This window comes from Streptococcus peroris ATCC 700780, assembly GCF_000187585.1.
In the GTDB taxonomy this organism is placed as follows: Bacteria; Bacillota; Bacilli; order Lactobacillales; family Streptococcaceae; genus Streptococcus; species Streptococcus peroris.
On sequence record NZ_GL732463.1, the window covers coordinates 799,045 to 818,322 of the forward strand.

At 37.8% G+C, this 19,278-nt stretch carries 15 protein-coding genes; 5 read left to right on the forward strand and 10 right to left on the reverse strand.

The annotated features are described in order from the left end of the window. Positions 1–102: 102 nt before the first annotated feature. From HMPREF9180_RS05865 to rexB, 4 genes are all read right to left on the reverse strand, one after another. On the reverse strand, positions 103–1,854 hold the full coding sequence (locus HMPREF9180_RS05865; protein ID WP_006145578.1) for an LPXTG cell wall anchor domain-containing protein: 1,752 nt from the start codon (positions 1,852–1,854) through the stop codon (positions 103–105). A 154-nt stretch (positions 1,855–2,008) separates the two neighbouring features. Beyond that, positions 2,009–2,509, reverse strand: coding sequence for a YkgJ family cysteine cluster protein (locus HMPREF9180_RS05870; RefSeq protein ID WP_025168680.1), 501 nt, complete (start codon positions 2,507–2,509; stop codon positions 2,009–2,011). 88 nt (positions 2,510–2,597) lie between these two features. Beyond that, positions 2,598–6,245 carry a helicase-exonuclease AddAB subunit AddA gene (addA, locus tag HMPREF9180_RS05875; RefSeq protein WP_006145580.1) on the reverse strand — a complete coding sequence of 1,216 codons (3,648 nt, stop codon included), beginning with the start codon at positions 6,243–6,245 and terminating at the stop codon, positions 2,598–2,600. After that, positions 6,242–9,517 (reverse strand): ATP-dependent nuclease subunit B, encoded by a 3,276-nt coding sequence (gene rexB / locus HMPREF9180_RS05880; RefSeq protein ID WP_006145581.1) that lies wholly within the window; start codon positions 9,515–9,517, stop codon positions 6,242–6,244. The genes addA and rexB overlap by 4 nt, the downstream gene beginning before the upstream one ends. Positions 9,518–9,633: 116 nt before the next feature. Between rexB and HMPREF9180_RS05885 the strand changes: the two genes are divergently transcribed. Next, positions 9,634–10,443 carry a Cof-type HAD-IIB family hydrolase gene (locus HMPREF9180_RS05885; RefSeq protein ID WP_006145582.1) on the forward strand — a complete coding sequence of 270 codons (810 nt, stop codon included), beginning with the start codon at positions 9,634–9,636 and terminating at the stop codon, positions 10,441–10,443. 47 nt (positions 10,444–10,490) lie between these two features. Here the strand turns inward: HMPREF9180_RS05885 and HMPREF9180_RS05890 are convergent, their stop codons facing one another. The 6 genes from HMPREF9180_RS05890 to glmU form a co-directional block, all read right to left on the reverse strand. Then, positions 10,491–10,751, reverse strand: coding sequence for a SemiSWEET family transporter (locus HMPREF9180_RS05890; protein WP_006145583.1), 261 nt, complete (start codon positions 10,749–10,751; stop codon positions 10,491–10,493). Between the two features lie 46 nt (positions 10,752–10,797). Beyond that, positions 10,798–13,089 carry a DNA helicase PcrA gene (pcrA, locus tag HMPREF9180_RS05895; protein WP_006145584.1) on the reverse strand — a complete coding sequence of 764 codons (2,292 nt, stop codon included), beginning with the start codon at positions 13,087–13,089 and terminating at the stop codon, positions 10,798–10,800. Between the two features lie 121 nt (positions 13,090–13,210). Further along, a complete protein-coding gene (locus HMPREF9180_RS05900; RefSeq protein WP_006145585.1) occupies positions 13,211–13,906 on the reverse strand; it encodes a 5'-methylthioadenosine/adenosylhomocysteine nucleosidase in 696 nt (231 codons plus the stop codon). A gap of 9 nt (positions 13,907–13,915) precedes the next feature. After that, entirely contained in the window at positions 13,916–14,227 is a 312-nt protein-coding gene (gene macP, locus HMPREF9180_RS05905; RefSeq protein WP_006145586.1) for a cell wall synthase accessory phosphoprotein MacP, read from the reverse strand. Between the two features lie 10 nt (positions 14,228–14,237). Beyond that, on the reverse strand, positions 14,238–14,783 hold the full coding sequence (locus HMPREF9180_RS05910; protein ID WP_006145587.1) for an NUDIX hydrolase: 546 nt from the start codon (positions 14,781–14,783) through the stop codon (positions 14,238–14,240). Between the two features lie 9 nt (positions 14,784–14,792). After that, positions 14,793–16,172 (reverse strand): bifunctional UDP-N-acetylglucosamine diphosphorylase/glucosamine-1-phosphate N-acetyltransferase GlmU, encoded by a 1,380-nt coding sequence (gene glmU / locus HMPREF9180_RS05915; protein ID WP_006145588.1) that lies wholly within the window; start codon positions 16,170–16,172, stop codon positions 14,793–14,795. 158 nt (positions 16,173–16,330) lie between these two features. Between glmU and HMPREF9180_RS05920 the strand changes: the two genes are divergently transcribed. The 4 genes from HMPREF9180_RS05920 to HMPREF9180_RS05935 all read left to right on the forward strand — a co-directional run bounded on the left by HMPREF9180_RS05920 (position 16,331) and on the right by HMPREF9180_RS05935 (position 19,185). Further along, complete coding sequence (locus HMPREF9180_RS05920) at positions 16,331–17,131, forward strand: glycoside hydrolase family 25 protein (RefSeq protein WP_006145589.1); 801 nt, start codon at positions 16,331–16,333, stop codon at positions 17,129–17,131. Between the two features lie 106 nt (positions 17,132–17,237). After that, positions 17,238–18,080 (forward strand): DUF368 domain-containing protein, encoded by an 843-nt coding sequence (locus HMPREF9180_RS05925; protein ID WP_006145590.1) that lies wholly within the window; start codon positions 17,238–17,240, stop codon positions 18,078–18,080. Next, positions 18,080–18,565, forward strand: coding sequence for an aminoacyl-tRNA deacylase (locus HMPREF9180_RS05930; RefSeq protein ID WP_006145591.1), 486 nt, complete (start codon positions 18,080–18,082; stop codon positions 18,563–18,565). Before HMPREF9180_RS05925 ends, HMPREF9180_RS05930 begins: the two co-directional genes overlap by 1 nt. Further along, complete coding sequence (locus HMPREF9180_RS05935; RefSeq protein ID WP_006145592.1) at positions 18,562–19,185, forward strand: histidine phosphatase family protein; 624 nt, start codon at positions 18,562–18,564, stop codon at positions 19,183–19,185. The genes HMPREF9180_RS05930 and HMPREF9180_RS05935 overlap by 4 nt, the downstream gene beginning before the upstream one ends. The last annotated feature ends 93 nt before the right edge of the window (positions 19,186–19,278 follow it).

Sequence of the window (19,278 nt, forward strand, 5' to 3'; positions counted from 1 at the left end):
ATTAATTATAAATATACAAAAAAGAAATAGAGAAAATTATTTTTTCGTAAAAAAGCCATCCCATCTGGGATGACTACATCAATACTCGTTAGCATTAAAAAATTATCTTTCACTTTTTCTTTTTTTAAGAAGAGCAAATCCGAAAATACCCACTAAAGATCCTAAGAAACTAAAGAATGGAGTGTTTGAATTCCCTGTATTAGGTAATTGTCCTTGTTCTGGAGACACTTCTGATTGATTCGCTAAATCCTGATCCAGTTGAGGTTTTGAAATTTCTTTATGATTGGAAGATTGTTCTTCAATCGAATTTACTTTTATATCTTCATTTTGACTTGATTGAACTGGTTTTTGAGCTGGAATAACTGGTGGGATAAACGTTGGGGCTGGAGTTACTGTGCTAAGTTCTTCCTTCACATATTCATAAACAACTTGAGTTGTTCCTTCTTTCATCAAACCGTATTCAGGTGCAGATGTTGTTGAAACACCAACTAGATGATATGTTTGACCATTAAAAATAATAAACTCTGGACGTTCCTTATTATTTTTTGAAATATCATATGTTTTAAGAGCTCCATCCATTCCATAAATAGATGTTAGAGGAGTATCTGTATAAGTAGATTTTATCGATTGACTAGAATCTTTGATAACATAATCAACAAGAACATTTCCTTGATAAAACGCGGATACATCTTGGTCAGCCATATCTTCAAACTCTGAAGCATAATAAGAAACAACTGGATTATATTTTAAATTAAATGTTTTTACATAATTGAAGAAAGTTTCTGGATTGATATTGATATCATGTGGAATCCTGGTCCAATCACCATTATTCGGTGTGATATAAGTACTAGGGTTTGAGACCGACCTAATCAAATGACCGTTTTGTACATAACTATCGTCGATTAAGGAAGGATTTTCTAAACCACCATATGAGAATTCTCCGTTTTCATTATAAACACCTACTTGGTGATTCTTATAGTCTTGAAGGTTTTGAGAGCCTTCTTCGTAGGAACCACCACCTTCTTGACTAGATTTCCAATCCATGCGAGTGTCAATAGGTAAGTATTTAATTTTCTTTGCTTCTTCTAAAGGGAGAGTGACATTTACCCGAACTGCTTGACTTTTAGAAAAAACTGTAAAAATGGAATAAGAAGTGATTTTTGATTCGTCAACTCCACCATAGGCACCATAACCCTTAAATCCTACGATAAAAGGTATTTTCCCTGCTTCCAGTTCCTCGGCTCTCGGAATCACAGTTGGATATAGCCTATTCTCATCGTCAAAATTGATTAATTTCATTGGAACATTTACAGAGATAGGACTTTCTTTGGCATCCCTCGTTCCTACCAATGTAAAATCTACTTTTGCATTTGGTAAATTTGGAATTCGGATTGCAAGATCACTTACTGACTGCCCATGGTCGCTCGAATGCATTGCTTGGTAAGCAACTGTATAAGAGTAAGTAACATTTTTACCGTCTTCACTTGAGAATGCTGGTTGTCCTTCCACATTAACATAACCACCTTCATCAATGATGTTTCCATTTTTTGGAGTAACTGCTCTTGTATTACTTTCTCTACCATTTTCAGAAACTGAAGTATTTGCAGTATTGCTAGTAGACGTTGCCTCCTCAGTAGTAGGAGTAACATTACTAGCAACTGTAGAATTTCCATCCTGTTGTGCGTTCACTGACGAGGTACTACTACTAGATGAGTTTGCTTGACCTGCTGATGATGCTAGTGCTACAGGAGTACTTGTATTTACATTTTCATCAGCCTTCACAATAGTCTGTGAGTAAACATTTAACACAAAAATAGAAAAGGATGCAACACCTAATTTCGTTAACTTTTTCATTTAATAAAATCTCCTAAAATAAATACTGTATTTGTTTGGTTTAGAGCAGATATTTTATCTAAAGTTTTGATTCTAGTATAAACTAAAATCAATTTTGTTACCAACTTTTACATAACTCTTTTATTTACAAACTATATACGAAAATAAATAATAGTTATCTATAAATTTTCTCTCTTAATCTTTCAACAAATAGATAGGCAGCTGGACAAGTTAAAGTATTTTTGATAGTCAAATTATTGATTTGATAAATCTTTTTACGGTCGGTATGCGGAAATTCTCTACAAGCTTTGGGTCGGACCTCGTAAATAGAGCAGAGGTTATCGCCACCTAAGAAAGGACAAGGCATAGATTTAAAAACCTTATCACCATCTTCATCGACTTGTAAAAATTCAGCTTCAAAGGCAGGAAGTTTCATCTTAAAATATTTGGCAATCCTTGTGATATCAGCTTCTTTAAAGTCAGGACCAAGGGTTTTACAACAATTAGCACAGGCTGTACAATCAATCTCTTCAAAAACCTCTTGGTGAATCTCAAGGGCAATTTTATCTAAATTTTTTGGTGCTTTTTTCTTCAAATTTCCTAGGAACTTACGGTGTTCCTTTTGCTTTTGCAATGCTAATTGGTGATAATATTCGATATCGATTTCTTTTGACATAGATTCTGTTTCATCCTTTTCTGAAACTAGTATACCACAACTGAACATAAATAAAAACTACTGCCAATAAGGCAATAGTTTTAAAAGATTAGGTAACTTCTACTACTTCTACAGCATCTTTACCAAGTAAAATCAGATATTTTTCAATCTTATCTATCTCATAAGAACGGGATAAGGCTTCTGCATATAGAGATAATTGGCCTCTATAACGTTCAATCAGTTGACTTGGATATTCATAATGATCTGTCTTGTAGTCAAAGAGAACAATTTTATCCTTATAAACTAGATAACCATCTAAAATTCCACGGACAACAAAGTCTTCCTGACTCTTAGAATCTCTTTTTAACATAGAGAAGGGGTGTTCTCGATAAAGTTTATCTTGATTTGCAAGAATCTCTTGACCAAGAGCTGTATCAAAGAAGGACAAGATTTTTTCTAGATTAACTTTATCTTTAACAGCTGAAGTTGCCTGAACTTGCTCCAAGGCTTCTGTCAAGGTTTCCAAAGTAGGTTGCTTAGCGAGATTGATTCGTTGCATGAGTTCATGGGTGGCACTACCAATCTCGGCTCCAGTAACTTTTTCTGTTTTAGAGAAGTCTGGAAGATCAAACTGAATAATAGTTTCTTTTGGTTTAGATTGACCAGCTACTACTACACCTTCCATATCCATGACTGGTTCATAGAACTTTTTAAGCTGACTCGGTGTCTGAACACTCGGAAGATTAATTGCTGCACGGTGAATTTGATTATAGACTTCCACCTCTTTCAGCATTTGTAAAGCTTCCCTGATGGTATCAGATTGACGGTTATCTGCCTGAGAAAGGTCTTGGAGCTGACTTTTATTTTCCAATTTTCCAATTGCTTCCTTGGTTAGTTCTTCTTCACCTTCAAAGCGTACACTAAAGTGCAAATCCTCTTTAGAAAAGGCTTGATAAATCGCCCAAATCCAAGCTTGGAAATTACTAGCATCTAGTCTAGTTTCTCGAGTCAAAAGCCCTTTTCCGTTTGTCGGATATTCTTTAGCCTCCGATTTCTCACGTGAACCTTTTCCGACTAGATATATTTTTTTCTCTGCACGTGTCATAGCCACATAGAGCAAACGCATGAGTTCAGAATAACTTGCTAATTGGAGCTCTTCTTCGTTTTGGGTATATGTCAAGCTAGGAATGGAAAGCTTAATGGTAGATGGAACGTATTCCTCTTTGGCATTTGTAGCTACTCTAGCTACGTACTTAAGACCAAGGCCATTTTTACGACTTAGGATAACTTCAGACATGGAATCTTGCTTGTTAAATTGTTGATCAATATTGAGAATAAAGACATAAGGGAACTCAAGCCCCTTACTCTTATGAATACTCATAAGCTCCACAGCATCCTTAGGTGGAGCTACAGTGACACTGGCAAGGTCGTGCTTGACTTCCAAGACTTGATCAATCATAGTTATGAAACGTGATAAGCCTTTAAAATTACTCTTTTCAAACTGGTCAGCTCGTAGTGCTAGGGCATAGAGGTTGGCCTGTCTTGCCTGACCATTTGGTAAAGCACCAACATAATCATAGTAGAAACGTTCGCTATAGATTTTCCAAATAAGGTCATAAAGCGAATGCGTTTTTGAGAACAAACGCCAAGTCTGGACTGTTTCCATGAAAAAGTTTAGTTTCTTTTGTAATTCATCTGTGATTAAATTCTTTTGAAGACCAGTATTTTCTTGAGCATTGACTAGTTTTTCATAAAAGTTTTCTTGAGACTTATCCTCGGATTTTTGGAGAGCTAGACGTGCTAATTCATCCTCATCAAAGCTAAACATTGGAGACTTCATTAAAGCAACTAAAGCGAAATCTTGAAGAGGATTATGGATGACACGAAGAGTATCCAACATCACCTGCACTTCTAAAGATTGCAAATAACTTTTTTCTGCATCGTCGGTCTTAACCGGAATACCATACTCAGATAGAGCAAGCAGAACTTGATTATTTCGACTTCTAGCAGCAGTCAAGAGAGCAATGTCCTTGAAAGGTACACCCTTATCATTATGAAGGTGTAAAATCTCCTTAATGACCATTCGCATTTCACCAGTCAGTTTGTTGGTTGCAAGTTCCTCCTCATCAGAGTCTCCGTCATCATCCTTATCATATAAGAGAACTTCTGCCTTGTTTTCAGGATTTGCTTGAAGATCAGTGTTTCCAAAAATAAGTTGATGCATACCGTCATAAGATATCTCTCCAACTTCCTCATCCATGAGATGCTTAAAGACGTCATTGGTAGCATTTAGTACTTCTGAACTACTACGGAAATTTTCCTTGAGCAGTATTAACTGACCTTCTTCACTATTTTTAGCAAATCTATGAAATTTTTCATTGAAAATTTGTGGATCTGCCTGTCTAAAACGATAAATAGACTGCTTAATATCTCCCACCATAAAACGGTTATTGCCGTTCGAGAGGAGTTCCAACATTCTTTCCTGGATATGGTTGGTATCTTGGTACTCATCGACCATGACTTCGTGGAAACGTTCCTGATACTCTTGACGTACCTGAGGGAAGTTTTCCAGAATCTCAATAGTATAGTGGCTAATATCCGCAAATTCAAAGGTATTCTCTTCGCGTTTACGCTTTCGATATGCATCAACAAAATCACTCATGAAAACTTGAAAAGTCTTTGCTAAGTCCCAAGACTCTTGATGATATTTTTCCTGGAATTTCAATAAAGTAATTTGGTCATTTAGTGCAATTAGCTTTTCAAACTTGTCTTTTCTCTCTTGGTTGTAGGCTTCTTTCAGTTCTAGGAGTTCAGCCTTGCGACTAGCATTTGTGAGAGCACGGCCACCCTTATCTTTAGAAATACTCACAACTCGCTCTAGAACTTCTTGGTATTGTTCAAAAGTAGATTCGTGAGTTAAAGAGATGATTTCATCAAGTACTTGTTGAACAGACTCTAAATAAGCTGCTTTACCAAATTCCTTGGCATCATTATCCAAATGATGACGGAAAAAATCTTCTATGTCCCAGAGATTTTCCTTTATAGCCTCTGCAAGTTTTTCTTTAGCAATTGGAAAATTAGCCTTTTCGAAGCCTTTTAAGAACGATGCTTCTAGCCAAGACTGAGGATTACTTGTAGATTGTAAGAAATCATAAATCATATAGACCTGTTTACGCAGTCCACGCGCGTCTTTGCTTCTACCTGCAAAGTTCTTAACCAATCGACTAAAATTATCTTTATCCTGGCCTTGGTAATGACTTTCAAAAACTTGTCGAAAAACTTCATTTTTTAAGAGGAGTTGCTCACTTTCATTCTCAAGAATCCGAAAGTTTGGAGATAGATTAAGGAGATAGCCATGCTTGGTCAGGAATTTTTGCGTAAAGGAGTCCATAGTTCCTATCGCAGCATTGGGTAAATCAGCTAGTTGTCTGCCGAGGTGTTTTTTTAGTTCCAGATCTTGAGTTTCTTGGATTTGTTGACTGATTTTCTTTTCCAAGCGTTCTTTTAACTCGGTTGCTGCCTTAACAGTAAAGGTTGAGATAAAGAGTTGTCGAATTTCTACACCACGCGCTAACTGGTCAAGAATGCGTTCAGCCATAACAAAGGTCTTCCCTGAACCAGCTGAAGCTGAAACTAGGATATTTTGTCCAGAGCTATAGATTGCTTGAATTTGTTCAGTGGTTCTCTTAGTTTTCTTATTAGACTGAGCTTCTGCTATTTGCAAGGCTGCAATCTCTTCTTGGGTTAAAAATTTCATCGCTCCAACTCCTCTCTAATTTTATTCATCCACGCATGCTTAACTTTCTCGCCTCTTGGTTGTTTACCATCTTCCGACTCAATCTTTTCTAAGAAACGAGCTTGCCCTAAATGGTAATTGGCTTCAAATCCTGTAATGGCTTGATATTGTTGGACATAAGGAGCAATACTTCTGCCATCTTCTGTGTAAGGATTGATAGCAAATCTACCAGATAAAATCTTCTCTGCTGCTTTCTTATAAATAAGGGCGTTATAGTCCAGCAGTAACTGGAATTCCTGATCAGACAACTGATAGGTCTTGTTTTTATTATAGAATTCACCAAGGTTTTTCATTTCTTTTTCAAGAAATAGGCCTTGGTATTTCATACTCTTAGAAGTTTCCGCTAAAGCCTTTGAAAGAGTTTTAAACTTTTGTAAGGACTGGACTGGCTCAGCCATCTCTAAATACATAGCACCGAAGAAGTCTGAATTTCCTTCTTTTTTAAGCGCTGCTAGGTAGGTCGGTAATTGCGAGTTCAGGCCGTTATAAAAGAGAGGGAAGTTAAACTGAGTCACAGAAGATTTGTAATCTACAACACCAATAGCTTCACTGCTCTTTAAGCGATCGATACGGTCCACTTTACCACGGACATAGACATTTCTGCCATTATCTAACTGAACAAAAGCTTGTTCCTTGCCACCAAATACTGCTTCTTCCTGAATAGTTTCAATTTCAGAATTGTGACGCAAAATGTGTCCTGTAGCGCGTGCAACATCCAAGAGGACTTCCTTGGTGAATTGAGCTTCTAAACTTTCTTGATAAATAGCTTGAAACTCTCGTTCCTGACTAGTTTCAGAAATGGCTTGTTCTAAACGTCGGTCAAAAGATGTATCAGCAGGAAGTTTCATAGCTCGTTCAAAGATGCGATGCAAGAAATTCCCATGGCTTCGAGCATCAGGTCGCAAACGTAATTCTTCCTGCAATCCTAAGACATAACGAAGGAAATAACTATATTCGTTTCGATAAAACTCTGTCAATCCCGAAGTTGATAGATAAAAATCTTGATTTTTAGGATACAAGACTTCCAAAGTTTCAGTAGCTAAGGTCTTACTCTTTGGACTTGTTGGTAGTACTGGATTATCAAGACCTTGATCTTCTAATTTTCTCCCCATAACACGAGCTAGAACCTTAATAAAGGTCAAGTCCTGCTCACTTGTCTCCGACTCACCTTGCTGGTGATAAGCAACAAGACTAGACAAAAGACTGTGATAAGAACCAATATCATCCTTTGATAGGTTTTTTCGATTGATTCTCTTTTCAATCTTGGTAAAACCAAAATCCTGTAATTCTTTCAGATAAACTGACTCTTTGCTCTCATTTTCATTGAGTAAACTTGGCGCTGATAAGACTAATTGCTTCTTGGCAGAATTTACCAAAGAAAGCATGGTATAGCGATTCTTCTTAAGATTTTCATGACTAGCAATCAGTAATTGCGAACCATCTTGAGTCGTTTGGTTTAAGACCTCTCTTTCTTCGTCACTCAATAAACTTGTATTTTGAGCGATTTTTGGCAAGTGTTCTTGAGTCAAACCAATTGCATAGATGAGATCTGATGTTAAAGGTGCAATCAAATCATAACTTTGCACCAGGACAGTATCCACTGTTGCTGGAATTGTACGGTAATTTGACAATGACATCCCTGAATGAAGGAGAGCTAAGAAATCATCTAAAGCAACCTGAGTCCCCTCAAATACGGTCGCAAATTGTTCCATTACGTGGCAAAAGGCTTTCCAGACCTCTTCTTGTCTTTCTTGATCTGCCACTTCCATCGTTTCAGATAAGTTTTGCAGTTTCTTAGTCACAAAGGAATCCTTCAAAAAGTTATTCCATTTTGCAAGGATATTTTCAGCATTTTGTTTACGGCTGGATAATAAAGTTTCTAGAGGACTTAGTACACGAACACGAAGCTCATTTAATTTGACTAAGTCAAATTTTTCACGATGGTTTTTTGTAAATTCTTGTTTAAAACTAGAAAGACCATCAATGCCTAGATAGCGGAGATATTGTTCAAAACTATCGATTTCCTCTTGGCTAAGATCGGTATACAATCCAGTTCGTAGGAGATTAATCAAATCTTCTTGACGGAAATAGTACCGTTTGAGACGTCCGATGGATTCTACAAATTGAGTCAAAGGATGATGAGCCATGGACTCACTCTTACCTAGATAAAAAGGAATTTGATATTGATTAAAGATGGTTTGCAAGGACAGTTTATAAGACTCTACGTCTCCAAGTAAGATACGAAAATTCTTATAGCTAAGTTCTGACTCTTGGTGCAATTTTTGGCGAATGCTGCGAGCAACTAGCTCCAGCTCTTCTTTATGTGTCAGACAAGACCAGATTTGCAAATCTTCTCTATCCTTAGCATCCACTTCTAAGCTAATTTCAGAATAATCATAAGCACTTTCCAGTAATTTTGAGGCTTTGGCAAAAGCATCAAGGTTTTTATGTTCTTGACATGCATCTCCTGCCTTGGTCTGATATTTAGAGGATAAATGACGCAAAAACTCAACACTGGCTTGATAGAGGTTCCCTTCACTAAAAGAGCTATTATAGGCTTTCTTAGTCGCATATACGCCTATAATAATCTCAACACCCTTACGATGAAGCAAATCCACTAGATGTTCCTCTTCTGCAGAAAAACGGGTAAAACCATCAATGACTAGGGCAATCTTACTAAAATCACTACTTACATTGTTTTTTTCGATAGCATCAATCAGATAGGATAATGGACTCCCCTGTGAAACTTGACCTTGATTTAAATACGCTGTTATCTTTTCAAAAATCAAGAGCAAATCAGAACGTTTATCAGCATCTGTCAAACTTTCCAAGTCCAAAAAACTCATCTTTGCAGTTGAAATTTCATGATAAATCTCAATCAGTTGCTGGATGAATTGCGAATCTTGTTTAATAGCCCCGTAAACACGTAAATCCTTAGGATTAATCTCGGACAGACACTTATAGAAAGCCATACCAAGTCCGATATCATCAAGATTTGACCTCTCAGGAATATCATTTAAAACAAGATAACGTGCCATTTGAGCGAAGCGTGTGACTGTAATCGCAAAAGAAGCCTGCTGGCTTAAACATTCCAGCACGGCACGTTCCTTTTCAAAAGAAAGTGAGTTAGGGGCTATGTAAAAGACTCGTTTACCTTGGGCAACCAGTCCCTGAGCCTCCTTGGTCAGGATTTCTGTCAAAGAAGTCCGAATATCGGTATAAAGTAGTTTCATCGCTGCCTCGTTTGTTTTTTCATTCCCTTTTATTATACCATGATTTAACAGAAGATTCTGTCTCTGATTCTCAAAATATGCTATAATATAGGCAAAACACGAGAAAAGGAAATACTATGATTAAATTACTTGCCCTAGATATGGATGGTACTCTTCTCAACGAAGTCAAAGAAATCCCTCTAGCTCATATTGATGCTATTCATAAAGCTATCGACAAAGGCGTCAAACTGGTTCTCTGTACTGGCCGCCCTCTCTTTGGAGTTCTTCCCTACTACAAGAAACTCAGTCTTGATTTGCAAAATGAATACGTCATCGTCAACAATGGTTGTTCTACTCATCAAACAAGCGACTGGAGCCTTGTTGACTGGCGGGAACTTAGCAAATCCGATATCGAATACCTCAATGAACTTGCTGAAAAGAGTGAAGTCCAGTTGACTCTCTTTGATGAGGACCACTACTTCGTTCTTGGAGGCAAACCAAATCCTATCGTTCAATATGATGCCACACTTGTCTTTGCTGACCTGACTGAAATCTCACTTGAGGAGGCTACCAGTGGTAAATATCGTATGTTCCAGGGAATGTTTTTAGGGACAAAAGAACAGACAGATGACTTTGAACAACGATTTGCTGATGAACTTTGTCAGAGATTTAGCGGTGTTCGTTCTCAACCTGTTATCTATGAGGCAATGCCACTTGGCACGACCAAAGCTTCTGCTCTTTCTCGTTTGGCTGAGATTTTGGATATCCAAACTTCTGAAATCATGGCCATGGGTGATGCCAATAACGACATTGAGATGTTAGAGTTTGCAGGGCTTGGGATTGCCATGGGAAATGCCAGCGACCACGTAAAATCTCTCGCTGATGCCGTAACTGCTAGCAATGAAGAAGATGGTGTTGCACGCGCTATTGAGAAATATATTTTGTAAATATAAAAAAGCAACTAACAGATAACTCTGCTAATTGCTTTTTATTTTTAGAATATAGAGGTCAATGCAGTTATAATTCCTAAAATTATCCCAGGGATATTTGCTGCAACAATAGGAATATCTCTCTTTTCCTTAAAGAAACCATAGTAACACCAGAGGCAACAGTTTAGAGCTGCAACTGCTGGTTGGATAAAATTCCCCTTATGACCTGCTAGATTATCTAAAATTTGTGGAATATAAGAAACATACATCATAATGGACATAAAAGTTGCAATCCAACCCACAATTTTCATTTGTTTTTCAGACATTTATTCTCCTTTATCTGTATAACAATATTTTGTCTTCATTTTTGCCTTAAGATTTTTTCTCAATCGGGGCAACACTGGCCAAAAGTTTTTTGAGACCGACTTCTGGGAAGTTGATTTTTAATTCCTGGGTAGCTCCACTACCTGATACTTCAAGGACAGTCCCTTGACCCCATTTTTTATGAAGGGCAATATCACCGATAGACCAGTTGGTTTCACTGGAAGACGATTTACTAGTAGATGCAAATTGTCCAAATGGTAAACCACTTGATTGGATAGATGTAGGCGCAGTATTCCGTTTTCGTTCTTGAAGAGCCTGTGCCAGACTCATTCCTTGCCCAAATGTAGTGTTTCCACTTGTGTAAGAAGCTTTAAAACTTGTATTAGCTGGACGAGCCAAACCTTGATAGGTCAACAAATCTGAACTAATCTCGTTGATAAAACGGGTCGGACGATTGTAACTTGTACGCCCGAAAAGCAAGCGAGAGTTGGCGTTGGTTAGATAGAGAATTTTCTCGGCGCGCGTGATACCGACATAGGCTAGACGGCGTTCCTCTTCCAATTCATCCATGTCTTCTGCTGCACGACTAAGTGGAAAGACATTTTCTTCCATCCCAATAATAAAGACAACTGGGAACTCAAGTCCTTTGGCAGCGTGTAAGGTCATCAAGGTTACTTCTGACGTCTCCTGACTACCAGAGTCAGTATCTGCAATCAAAGCAAGATCATTCAAGAAACGACTAAGTTTATCTAGTCCTGTTTCCCCTTCTTGGCTTTCAGGGTTGTCATCGAAGTTTTTGGTAACCGATAAGAATTCCTCGATATTTTCAACCCGTGCCTTACTCTCCAATGTTGCTTGTGCATTTAGAATATCAACGTAACCAGTCTTTTCAAGGACAGCCTCAACCAACTCTGTAATTTTTAATTGGTCTAATTGCTCCCTCAAATCCAGAATCATATTGGCAAAGTCCCAAATAGACTGAGCCACTTTTCCTTTGATGCCGGATAACATGATATTGGCAGAAGCATCCAGCATAGACATTTCTTGCATATTGGCAAAGTCACGAATCTTTTCAACAGTTCCAGGTCCAATACCACGCTTGGGTTCATTGATAATACGCTCAAGACTGATGTTGTCACTTAAATTTGCGATAAGATTAAGGTAAGCAATGATATCACGAATTTCCTTACGGCTGTAGAACTTGGTTCCACCGACCATAGTATAAGGAATGTTAGACTTGAGCAGAGCCTCCTCAATAGTACGTGACTGGGCATTAGTACGGTAAAGAACTGCAAAGTCCTTGTGAAGGAAGTTATGAGCGCGACCAAGTTCATCAATGGTTTTAGCTACAAAGACGGCTTCATCCTGTTCATCATTGGCACGGTAATAGACAATTTGCTCCCCATCCGCATTTTGAGTCCAGAGATTCTTAGGACGGCGATTTTTATTGTTTTTGATGACATCGTTGGCCGCTTGAAGAATAGTTTTGGTTGAACGGTAATTTTCTTCAAGCAATACAACCTTAGCATCTGGATAATCCTTTTCAAAATCAAGGATATTCTGCATATCAGCCCCACGCCAACCATAGATAGACTGGTCTGCATCCCCAACTACACAGATATTTTTGAAACGAGAAGCTAACAGTTTGACCAGTTGATACTGAGCATGGTTGGTATCTTGATACTCATCAACATGAATGTACTGAAACTTCTGCTGGTAATAAGTCAAGACATCAGGATTTTGATCAAAAAGGCGCAAGGTCAACATAATCAAGTCATCAAAGTCAACAGATTCTGACTGACGAAGTTCTTTCTGATAGGCCGTATAACACTTAGCAACAATATTTGTATACAAGTCTCCTGATTGAGAAGCATAAGCCACATCATCAATCAGGTCATTCTTAGCATTGGAAATGGTTCCCAAAATGGTCCGTTCATTCCATTTTTTAGGATCCAAGTTTAACTGCTTGAGAATGCGTTTCATGAGGGTTCGCTGTTCTCCGGGATCTACTATGGTAAAATTGCGGTTGTAGCCAATATGATCTGCATCGCGACGCAGGATACGAACACACATGGAGTGAAAGGTCGCAATCAGACAGTCCTGAGTAGCTGGATTGAGCCCATAGGCACGCTCCTTCATCTCACGCGCAGCCTTATTGGTAAAGGTAATGGCCAAGATATTCCAAGGATTAACCATTTTTTCATCAATCAAGTAGGCGATTCTGTGAGTTAAAACACGAGTCTTCCCAGAACCGGCTCCTGCCATGATTAACAAGGGCCCTTCTGTTGTTTGCACCGCCTCAGCCTGACGGTCATTCATTCCATTTAATAATGCGTTCATCTTCTCTTCCTTACTCTTGAAGTCAATGTTTCTATTATATCAAAAAAGACGAAAAATAACTTTAACTGAGACAAGCTCGTTTTTTACTAAAAAAAGAACACCAAGCAGTGTTCTTCTTATTTTAATCATGAATAGACTCTAGGAGAGTCAAAAGTGCTTTCGCTGAGCGACGTCCAGCTTCTATGATAAATTCATCAAAGGAAATAGAAGCTTCGTGATTGGCGTTATCACTCATTGCACGAACAACCAAGAATGGTAGGTTTAAGGCGTGGGCTGCTTGAGCGATAGCTGCTCCCTCCATTTCTACAGCCAGAACTTGAGGAAAGTGACCTTTAATTTCTGCAATTTTACCCTCATCAGCGATAAAACTATCACCTGTTACGATTAAGCCCAAATGCCAATTCTGATTTAACTTCGATAAACTTTCTTGAATCAATTTGACAAACTTTTTGTCCGATTCAAAGTAGAGCGGTTGTTGTGCCATTTGACCATATTCATAGCCAAAGGCGGTAACATCCACATCATGATAGGCGAGTTTTTCTGCAATAACCACATCACCTACTGAAATACCTTCTGCAAGAGCACCAGCTGAACCGGTATTGATAACTGCATCCACTTGAAAATGGTCCGCTAGAACTGCCACGCTCATAGCTGACATGACTTTCCCAATCCCGCTCTCTACTAGCACAAGCTCAACCGTACCAATTTTTCCAGTATGATAGCTATTATCTAGAACTTTTTCCTCCTTGGCTTCCTCCAAATGTTGAAGCAAGTAAACAAGTTCTTCCGGCATTGCTGCAATGATTCCAATTTTCATGATATCCCCTTAAATAAATCTCATAGCTAAAACTAGCAAAATCAAGAGAAAGATAACTGTAAATAAAATCTTGTTCAATTTAGAGTTAAAAACATTTCTCTTGGTATTTTCAATACGACGACTCTTATGAATGCTTGGTTCAACATCAATAGCCAGCGTATCTTGACTAAAGCCATGATCTCGCACGCGCGAATAGCCAAAATCTTGAGAGGATGTCGGTAAAATTTTTGTCTCCTCATCATCTATCAAGGGAGGACCTGAAATTTTTTCTCCGCGATTTGCACGTTCAATAATTTCATCTGTTAATAAAGGCTTACCCATAGATTCTCCTTTATCTTTTTTGTAATTGCCAATACTGAATGGCCATAATAGTCTTGGCATCGCAAATATCACCAGACTGAATGAGAGATAAAGCCTCTTCCATTGTTACTTCAAGTAACTCCAAGGTTTCGTCTTCATCTTGAGGACGAGGATTTTCTACTTTCTCTAGATTACTAGCTACATAAAGTCTCAAACGTTCATTGCAAAAACCAATAGCTGAGTAAAAATCATAGAGCAGTCTCAATTTCCCAGTATAGGCTGTTTCTTCTTCCAATTCACGGAGGGCGGCAGCTTCTGGATCAGCATTTTCACCAATTTCTAGTTTTCCAGCTGGAATTTCGTAGGAAACTTTTTCAATTGCCTTACGATATTGTTTGACTAAGACAATCTTGTTTGTTGAAGTTACAGCTAACACGCAGACTGCACCATTGTGAAAAATCAAATCACGTTGAGCCCTTCCTTTACCTTCAGGAAGCTCAACTTGGTCTTGTACTAATTGAAAAATAGGACCTTTATAAATTTCTTTACGACTGATTGTCTTTTCTTCAAATTCCATAAGAAACTCCTATTGATTATTCGGATGGTGAGGTAGTCTAAGTGCGTATTCTTCTTTATTTACCTGACGTCCACGACCAATGGCAATCGCATCAGCGGGAACATCCTTGGTAATCGTTGAACCTGCACCGACAAGACAATTATCACCAAGTTCTAGTGGCGCAATAATAGTAGAATTTGAACCAACAAAAACATTATTTCCAATAACAGTTTTGTACTTGTCTTTACCGTCATAATTGACAGTAATGGTTCCCGCACCAAAATTAACCTTGCTACCAACTTCACAATTTCCGATATAGGTCAAATGTCCCGCCTTGGTTGCTTCACCAATGGTTGAACCCTTCACTTCCACAAAGTTTCCAATATGAACATCTTTAGCGAGGCTTGAACCTGGACGAATATGAGCGTATGGTCCTACTGTCACGCCATCGGCTACTGTACTCTCTTCAATCATGGAATTGGTGATGACAGCACTTGCGCCAATCTCACTGTCCACAATATAGGTACCATTAGTTAAGATGGTTTCAGCACCGATTTTTGTGTGGCCTTTTAGGGTAACGTTGGCTTCTATCTGCACTTCAGGAGCTATTTCAACATCAACATCAATGTATGTTGCATCTGGATTGACAAAACTAACACCATTAACCATATGAGCACGATTAATACGGCGACGCATAATTCCTTCTGCCGTAGCCAGAGCTACACGATCATTTACTCCTAAGCTTTCATCAAAGTCTTTGAGGGTGTATGCGCCGACTTTTTCACCGGCTTCACGGAAAATACCAATCACATCCGTGATATAGTACTCACCTTGAGCATTATTGGTATTGATATTCTTAAGCGCTTCAAAGAGACGTTCATTATCAAAGACGTAAGTACCTGTATTAATTTCCTTAATTTGCTTTTCAAAGTCTGTCGCATCTTTTTGTTCAACAATGCGTAGTACTTCTGCATTTTCATTACGGATAATACGTCCGTAACCAAATGGATTATCTGCTTCGGCAGTTAATATGGTCGCAACATTTTTGTGGTTTACATGAAAATCAATAAGGTTTTTCAAACTATCACCTGTAATTAAAGGTGTATCGCCTGCAATGACCAAGGTGTGACCAGCTAAACCTTCTAAAATAGGCTCAGCCATCATAACTGCATGACCAGTACCCAATTGCTCGGATTGTCTTACAAAGTCAGTCTGTCCATCTAAAACTTGTTCGACCAGCTCAGCCTTATGGCCGACTACTGTTACTGTTTTCTCAGGAGTAATAGCTCCAACACTACGAAAGACATGTTCCAACATTGAAATTCCTGCAACTTTGTGCATGACTTTTGGAAGATCAGACTTCATACGAGTACCTTTACCCGCTGCTAAAATAATTGCATAATTTGCCATATCTGTCTCTTTTCTAATAGATATTCGTTTTCATTATACCATAATTTAGTTTACGATACACGAATTTGGTGAAGTCAGCACCACTCTAATTGCTGTCAATACTCAATTTAAAGTAAATATTTTGATTTTTTTCATTATTTACGATAAACTATAGAGGTATGAGAAAAAAAATTCGTCCAGCTTTTATAGTTACTATATTTGCTATCTTTATAGGGATCCTATTTCTCAATCGACCTCGGTTTGAAGAACACCCTATAAAAACTAAACAAAATCCATTACAAATAGAAACACAGGCTCTACATAATTTGGATAAGCCTGTCATAGATATATCCGGTTGGCAACGGCCATCAGAAATCAACTATGATGTTTTATCTCAAAACATCTCTGGCGCGATTGTTCGAGTTCACAGTGGAAATCAGATTACTACTGAGAATGATGCATCGTATACAAATGGAACAGATAAAGCTTATAAAAGTCATATTTCAGAGTTCCAAAAAAGAAATGTTCCCGTTGCTGTATATGCATATGTTTCTGGAAAAAATGTTGAGGAAATGGAAAAGGCTGCTGAGTCATTTTATAATTCAGCTTCACCTTACAACCCTACCTACTATTGGTTAGATGTTGAAGAAAAAACCATGTCAGATATGAACAAAGGGGTTGAAGCTTTCCGCGCGAAACTTGCATCACTAGGTGCTAAAAATATCGGCATTTATATTGGTGTGTATTTCATGAAAGAACACAGCATTAGCACTGATAAGTTTTCTGCCGTTTGGATTCCTTCTTATGGACTTGATTCAGGTTATTTTGAAAGTTCTCCTAATACAGATCTTGACTTTGATCTTCACCAATTCACTTCAAAAGGAAAATTAGTCGGTTTTGATCACCACTTAGATTTAAACATTATTTCCTTATCAAAAAATAAAGAGGAAACATTTAGAAAACTATTTTTAAAACCTTAAATTCATTAAGCAAGTCAGGATTTTCTTCCACTTGCTTATTTATTTTTCTTAGTTTGTGTTATAATTAAATGAGTATTGTATTTAAAAGAAAGGACGGAGAGAGTTTATGTTATCTTGGATTTCAAAAATCATTAAAGGAATAGTTATTGCGCTAGGCTTTATTTTACCAGGTATCTCAGGTGGTGTTCTAGCAGCTATCTTGGGTATTTACGAGCGAATGATTCGATTTCTCGCCCATCCCTTTAAAAATTTCAAAGAAGATGTATTTTATTTCTTACCAGTTGCTATCGGCATGTTACTTGGAATTGGTCTATTTTCATACCCCATTGAGTATCTCCTTGAGCATTATCAGGTTTATGTCTTATGGAGTTTTGCGGGTGCCATTATTGGTACAGTTCCAAGTCTTGTGAGGGAAGCTACACAGGATTCCGATAGAGATAAGATTGATCTAATCTGGTTTTGGGCAACTTTTATCGTTTCTGGGATTGGACTTTACGCTTTAAACTTTGTTGTTGGTTCACTTAACGCAAGTTTCATAAGTTTTATCTTAGCTGGCGTTCTTCTTGCTCTAGGTGTTTTAGTTCCGGGATTGAGCCCTTCAAACCTACTCTTGATTTTAGGTCTTTACAGTCCAATGTTGACCGGTTTTAAGAGTTTTGATTTAATAGGAACTTTTCTTCCAATTGCAATCGGTGCTGGAGCTACTCTAATTATTTTCTCAAAATTGATGGACTATGCTCTCCGTGTCTATCACTCCCGTGTCTACCACTTTATCATCGGAATTGTTCTTTCAAGTACCCTTTTGATTTTGATTCCCAATGCTGGTAATCCTGAAAGTATCAGCTACAGTGGCTTATCACTTGTGTCCTATGTCATCATCGCTTTCTTCTTTGCTCTCGGCATTTGGTTAGGTATTTGGATGAGTCAGTTGGAGGATAAATATAAATAATGGCTAAAAAAGTTAAAGTTAAAAAGACACTAGTCGAACAAATTTTGGCTAAGGCAGGTGTTGAGCATCAAGGTATTCAAATCAACGCTTTAGAGGGAGAACTTCCTTCGGATTATGATAGAAAACATATCTTTAAAACCTTAGCGCTATTTGGTGACAAAACTGGTCCAGTTATTGGGATTGTACCCATAACAGAACATCTTTCCGAAAAGAAATTAGCAAAGATTTCTGGCAATAAAAAAGTGACTATGATACCTCAAAAGGATTTAGAAAAAACAACTGGTTATATACATGGAGCTAATAATCCTGTCGGTATCCGTCAAAAACACAACTTCCCTATTTATATTGATGAAAGATCATTGAAATTAGAAAAAATGATAGTCTCTGCTGGAGAAGTTGGTCATAGCATCATCATAGCTCCACAAGATTTAGCAGACTTTGTTAAAGCCAACTTTGCAGATATTTTGGAGGATAGCAAGTCATGAAACTTTACTTTGTCCGTCATGGCCGAACAGTTTGGAATTTAGAGGGTCGCTTTCAAGGCGCTGGTGGAGACTCACCTCTTCTACCTGAGTCTATTGATACATTAAAGAAACTTGGGCAATATCTTAAGGATATCTCATTTGATAAGATTTATTCGAGTGATTTACCAAGAGCTGTAAAATCAGCTGAAATCATCCAAAGCCAACTGACAAACCCTTGTCCCTTGGAAAGTGTTCCAGATCTCAGAGAATGGCATCTTGGTAAACTAGAAGGGTTAAAAATTGCTACTTTAAATGCAATCTATCCGCAGCAGATTCAGGCATTTCGAACCAACTTAGCTAAGTTTGATACCACTATGTTTGAAGCTGAATCACTCTACAGCACAATTCAACGCACTACTCAATTTATCAAATCTTTAAAGGATTCTAAGACTGAACAACTCTTACTTGTTGGTCATGGAGCTAACCTTACTGCAAGTATTCGAACACTTTTGGGTTATAATGAAGCTCTTCTTCGAAAAAATGGAGGATTAGATAACGCAAGCCTAACAATTTTAGAAACTGACGATTTTAAAAAATTTACTCTTAAGAAATGGAACGACACCTCGTATCATAAAAAATGATAGAACTTGATTTGCAGCATCAAGTTCTTTTTAGTTTTTATAGAATATCCGTGAATTTCTCGACTATTTATGATAAAATGGGAGTATCGTGAA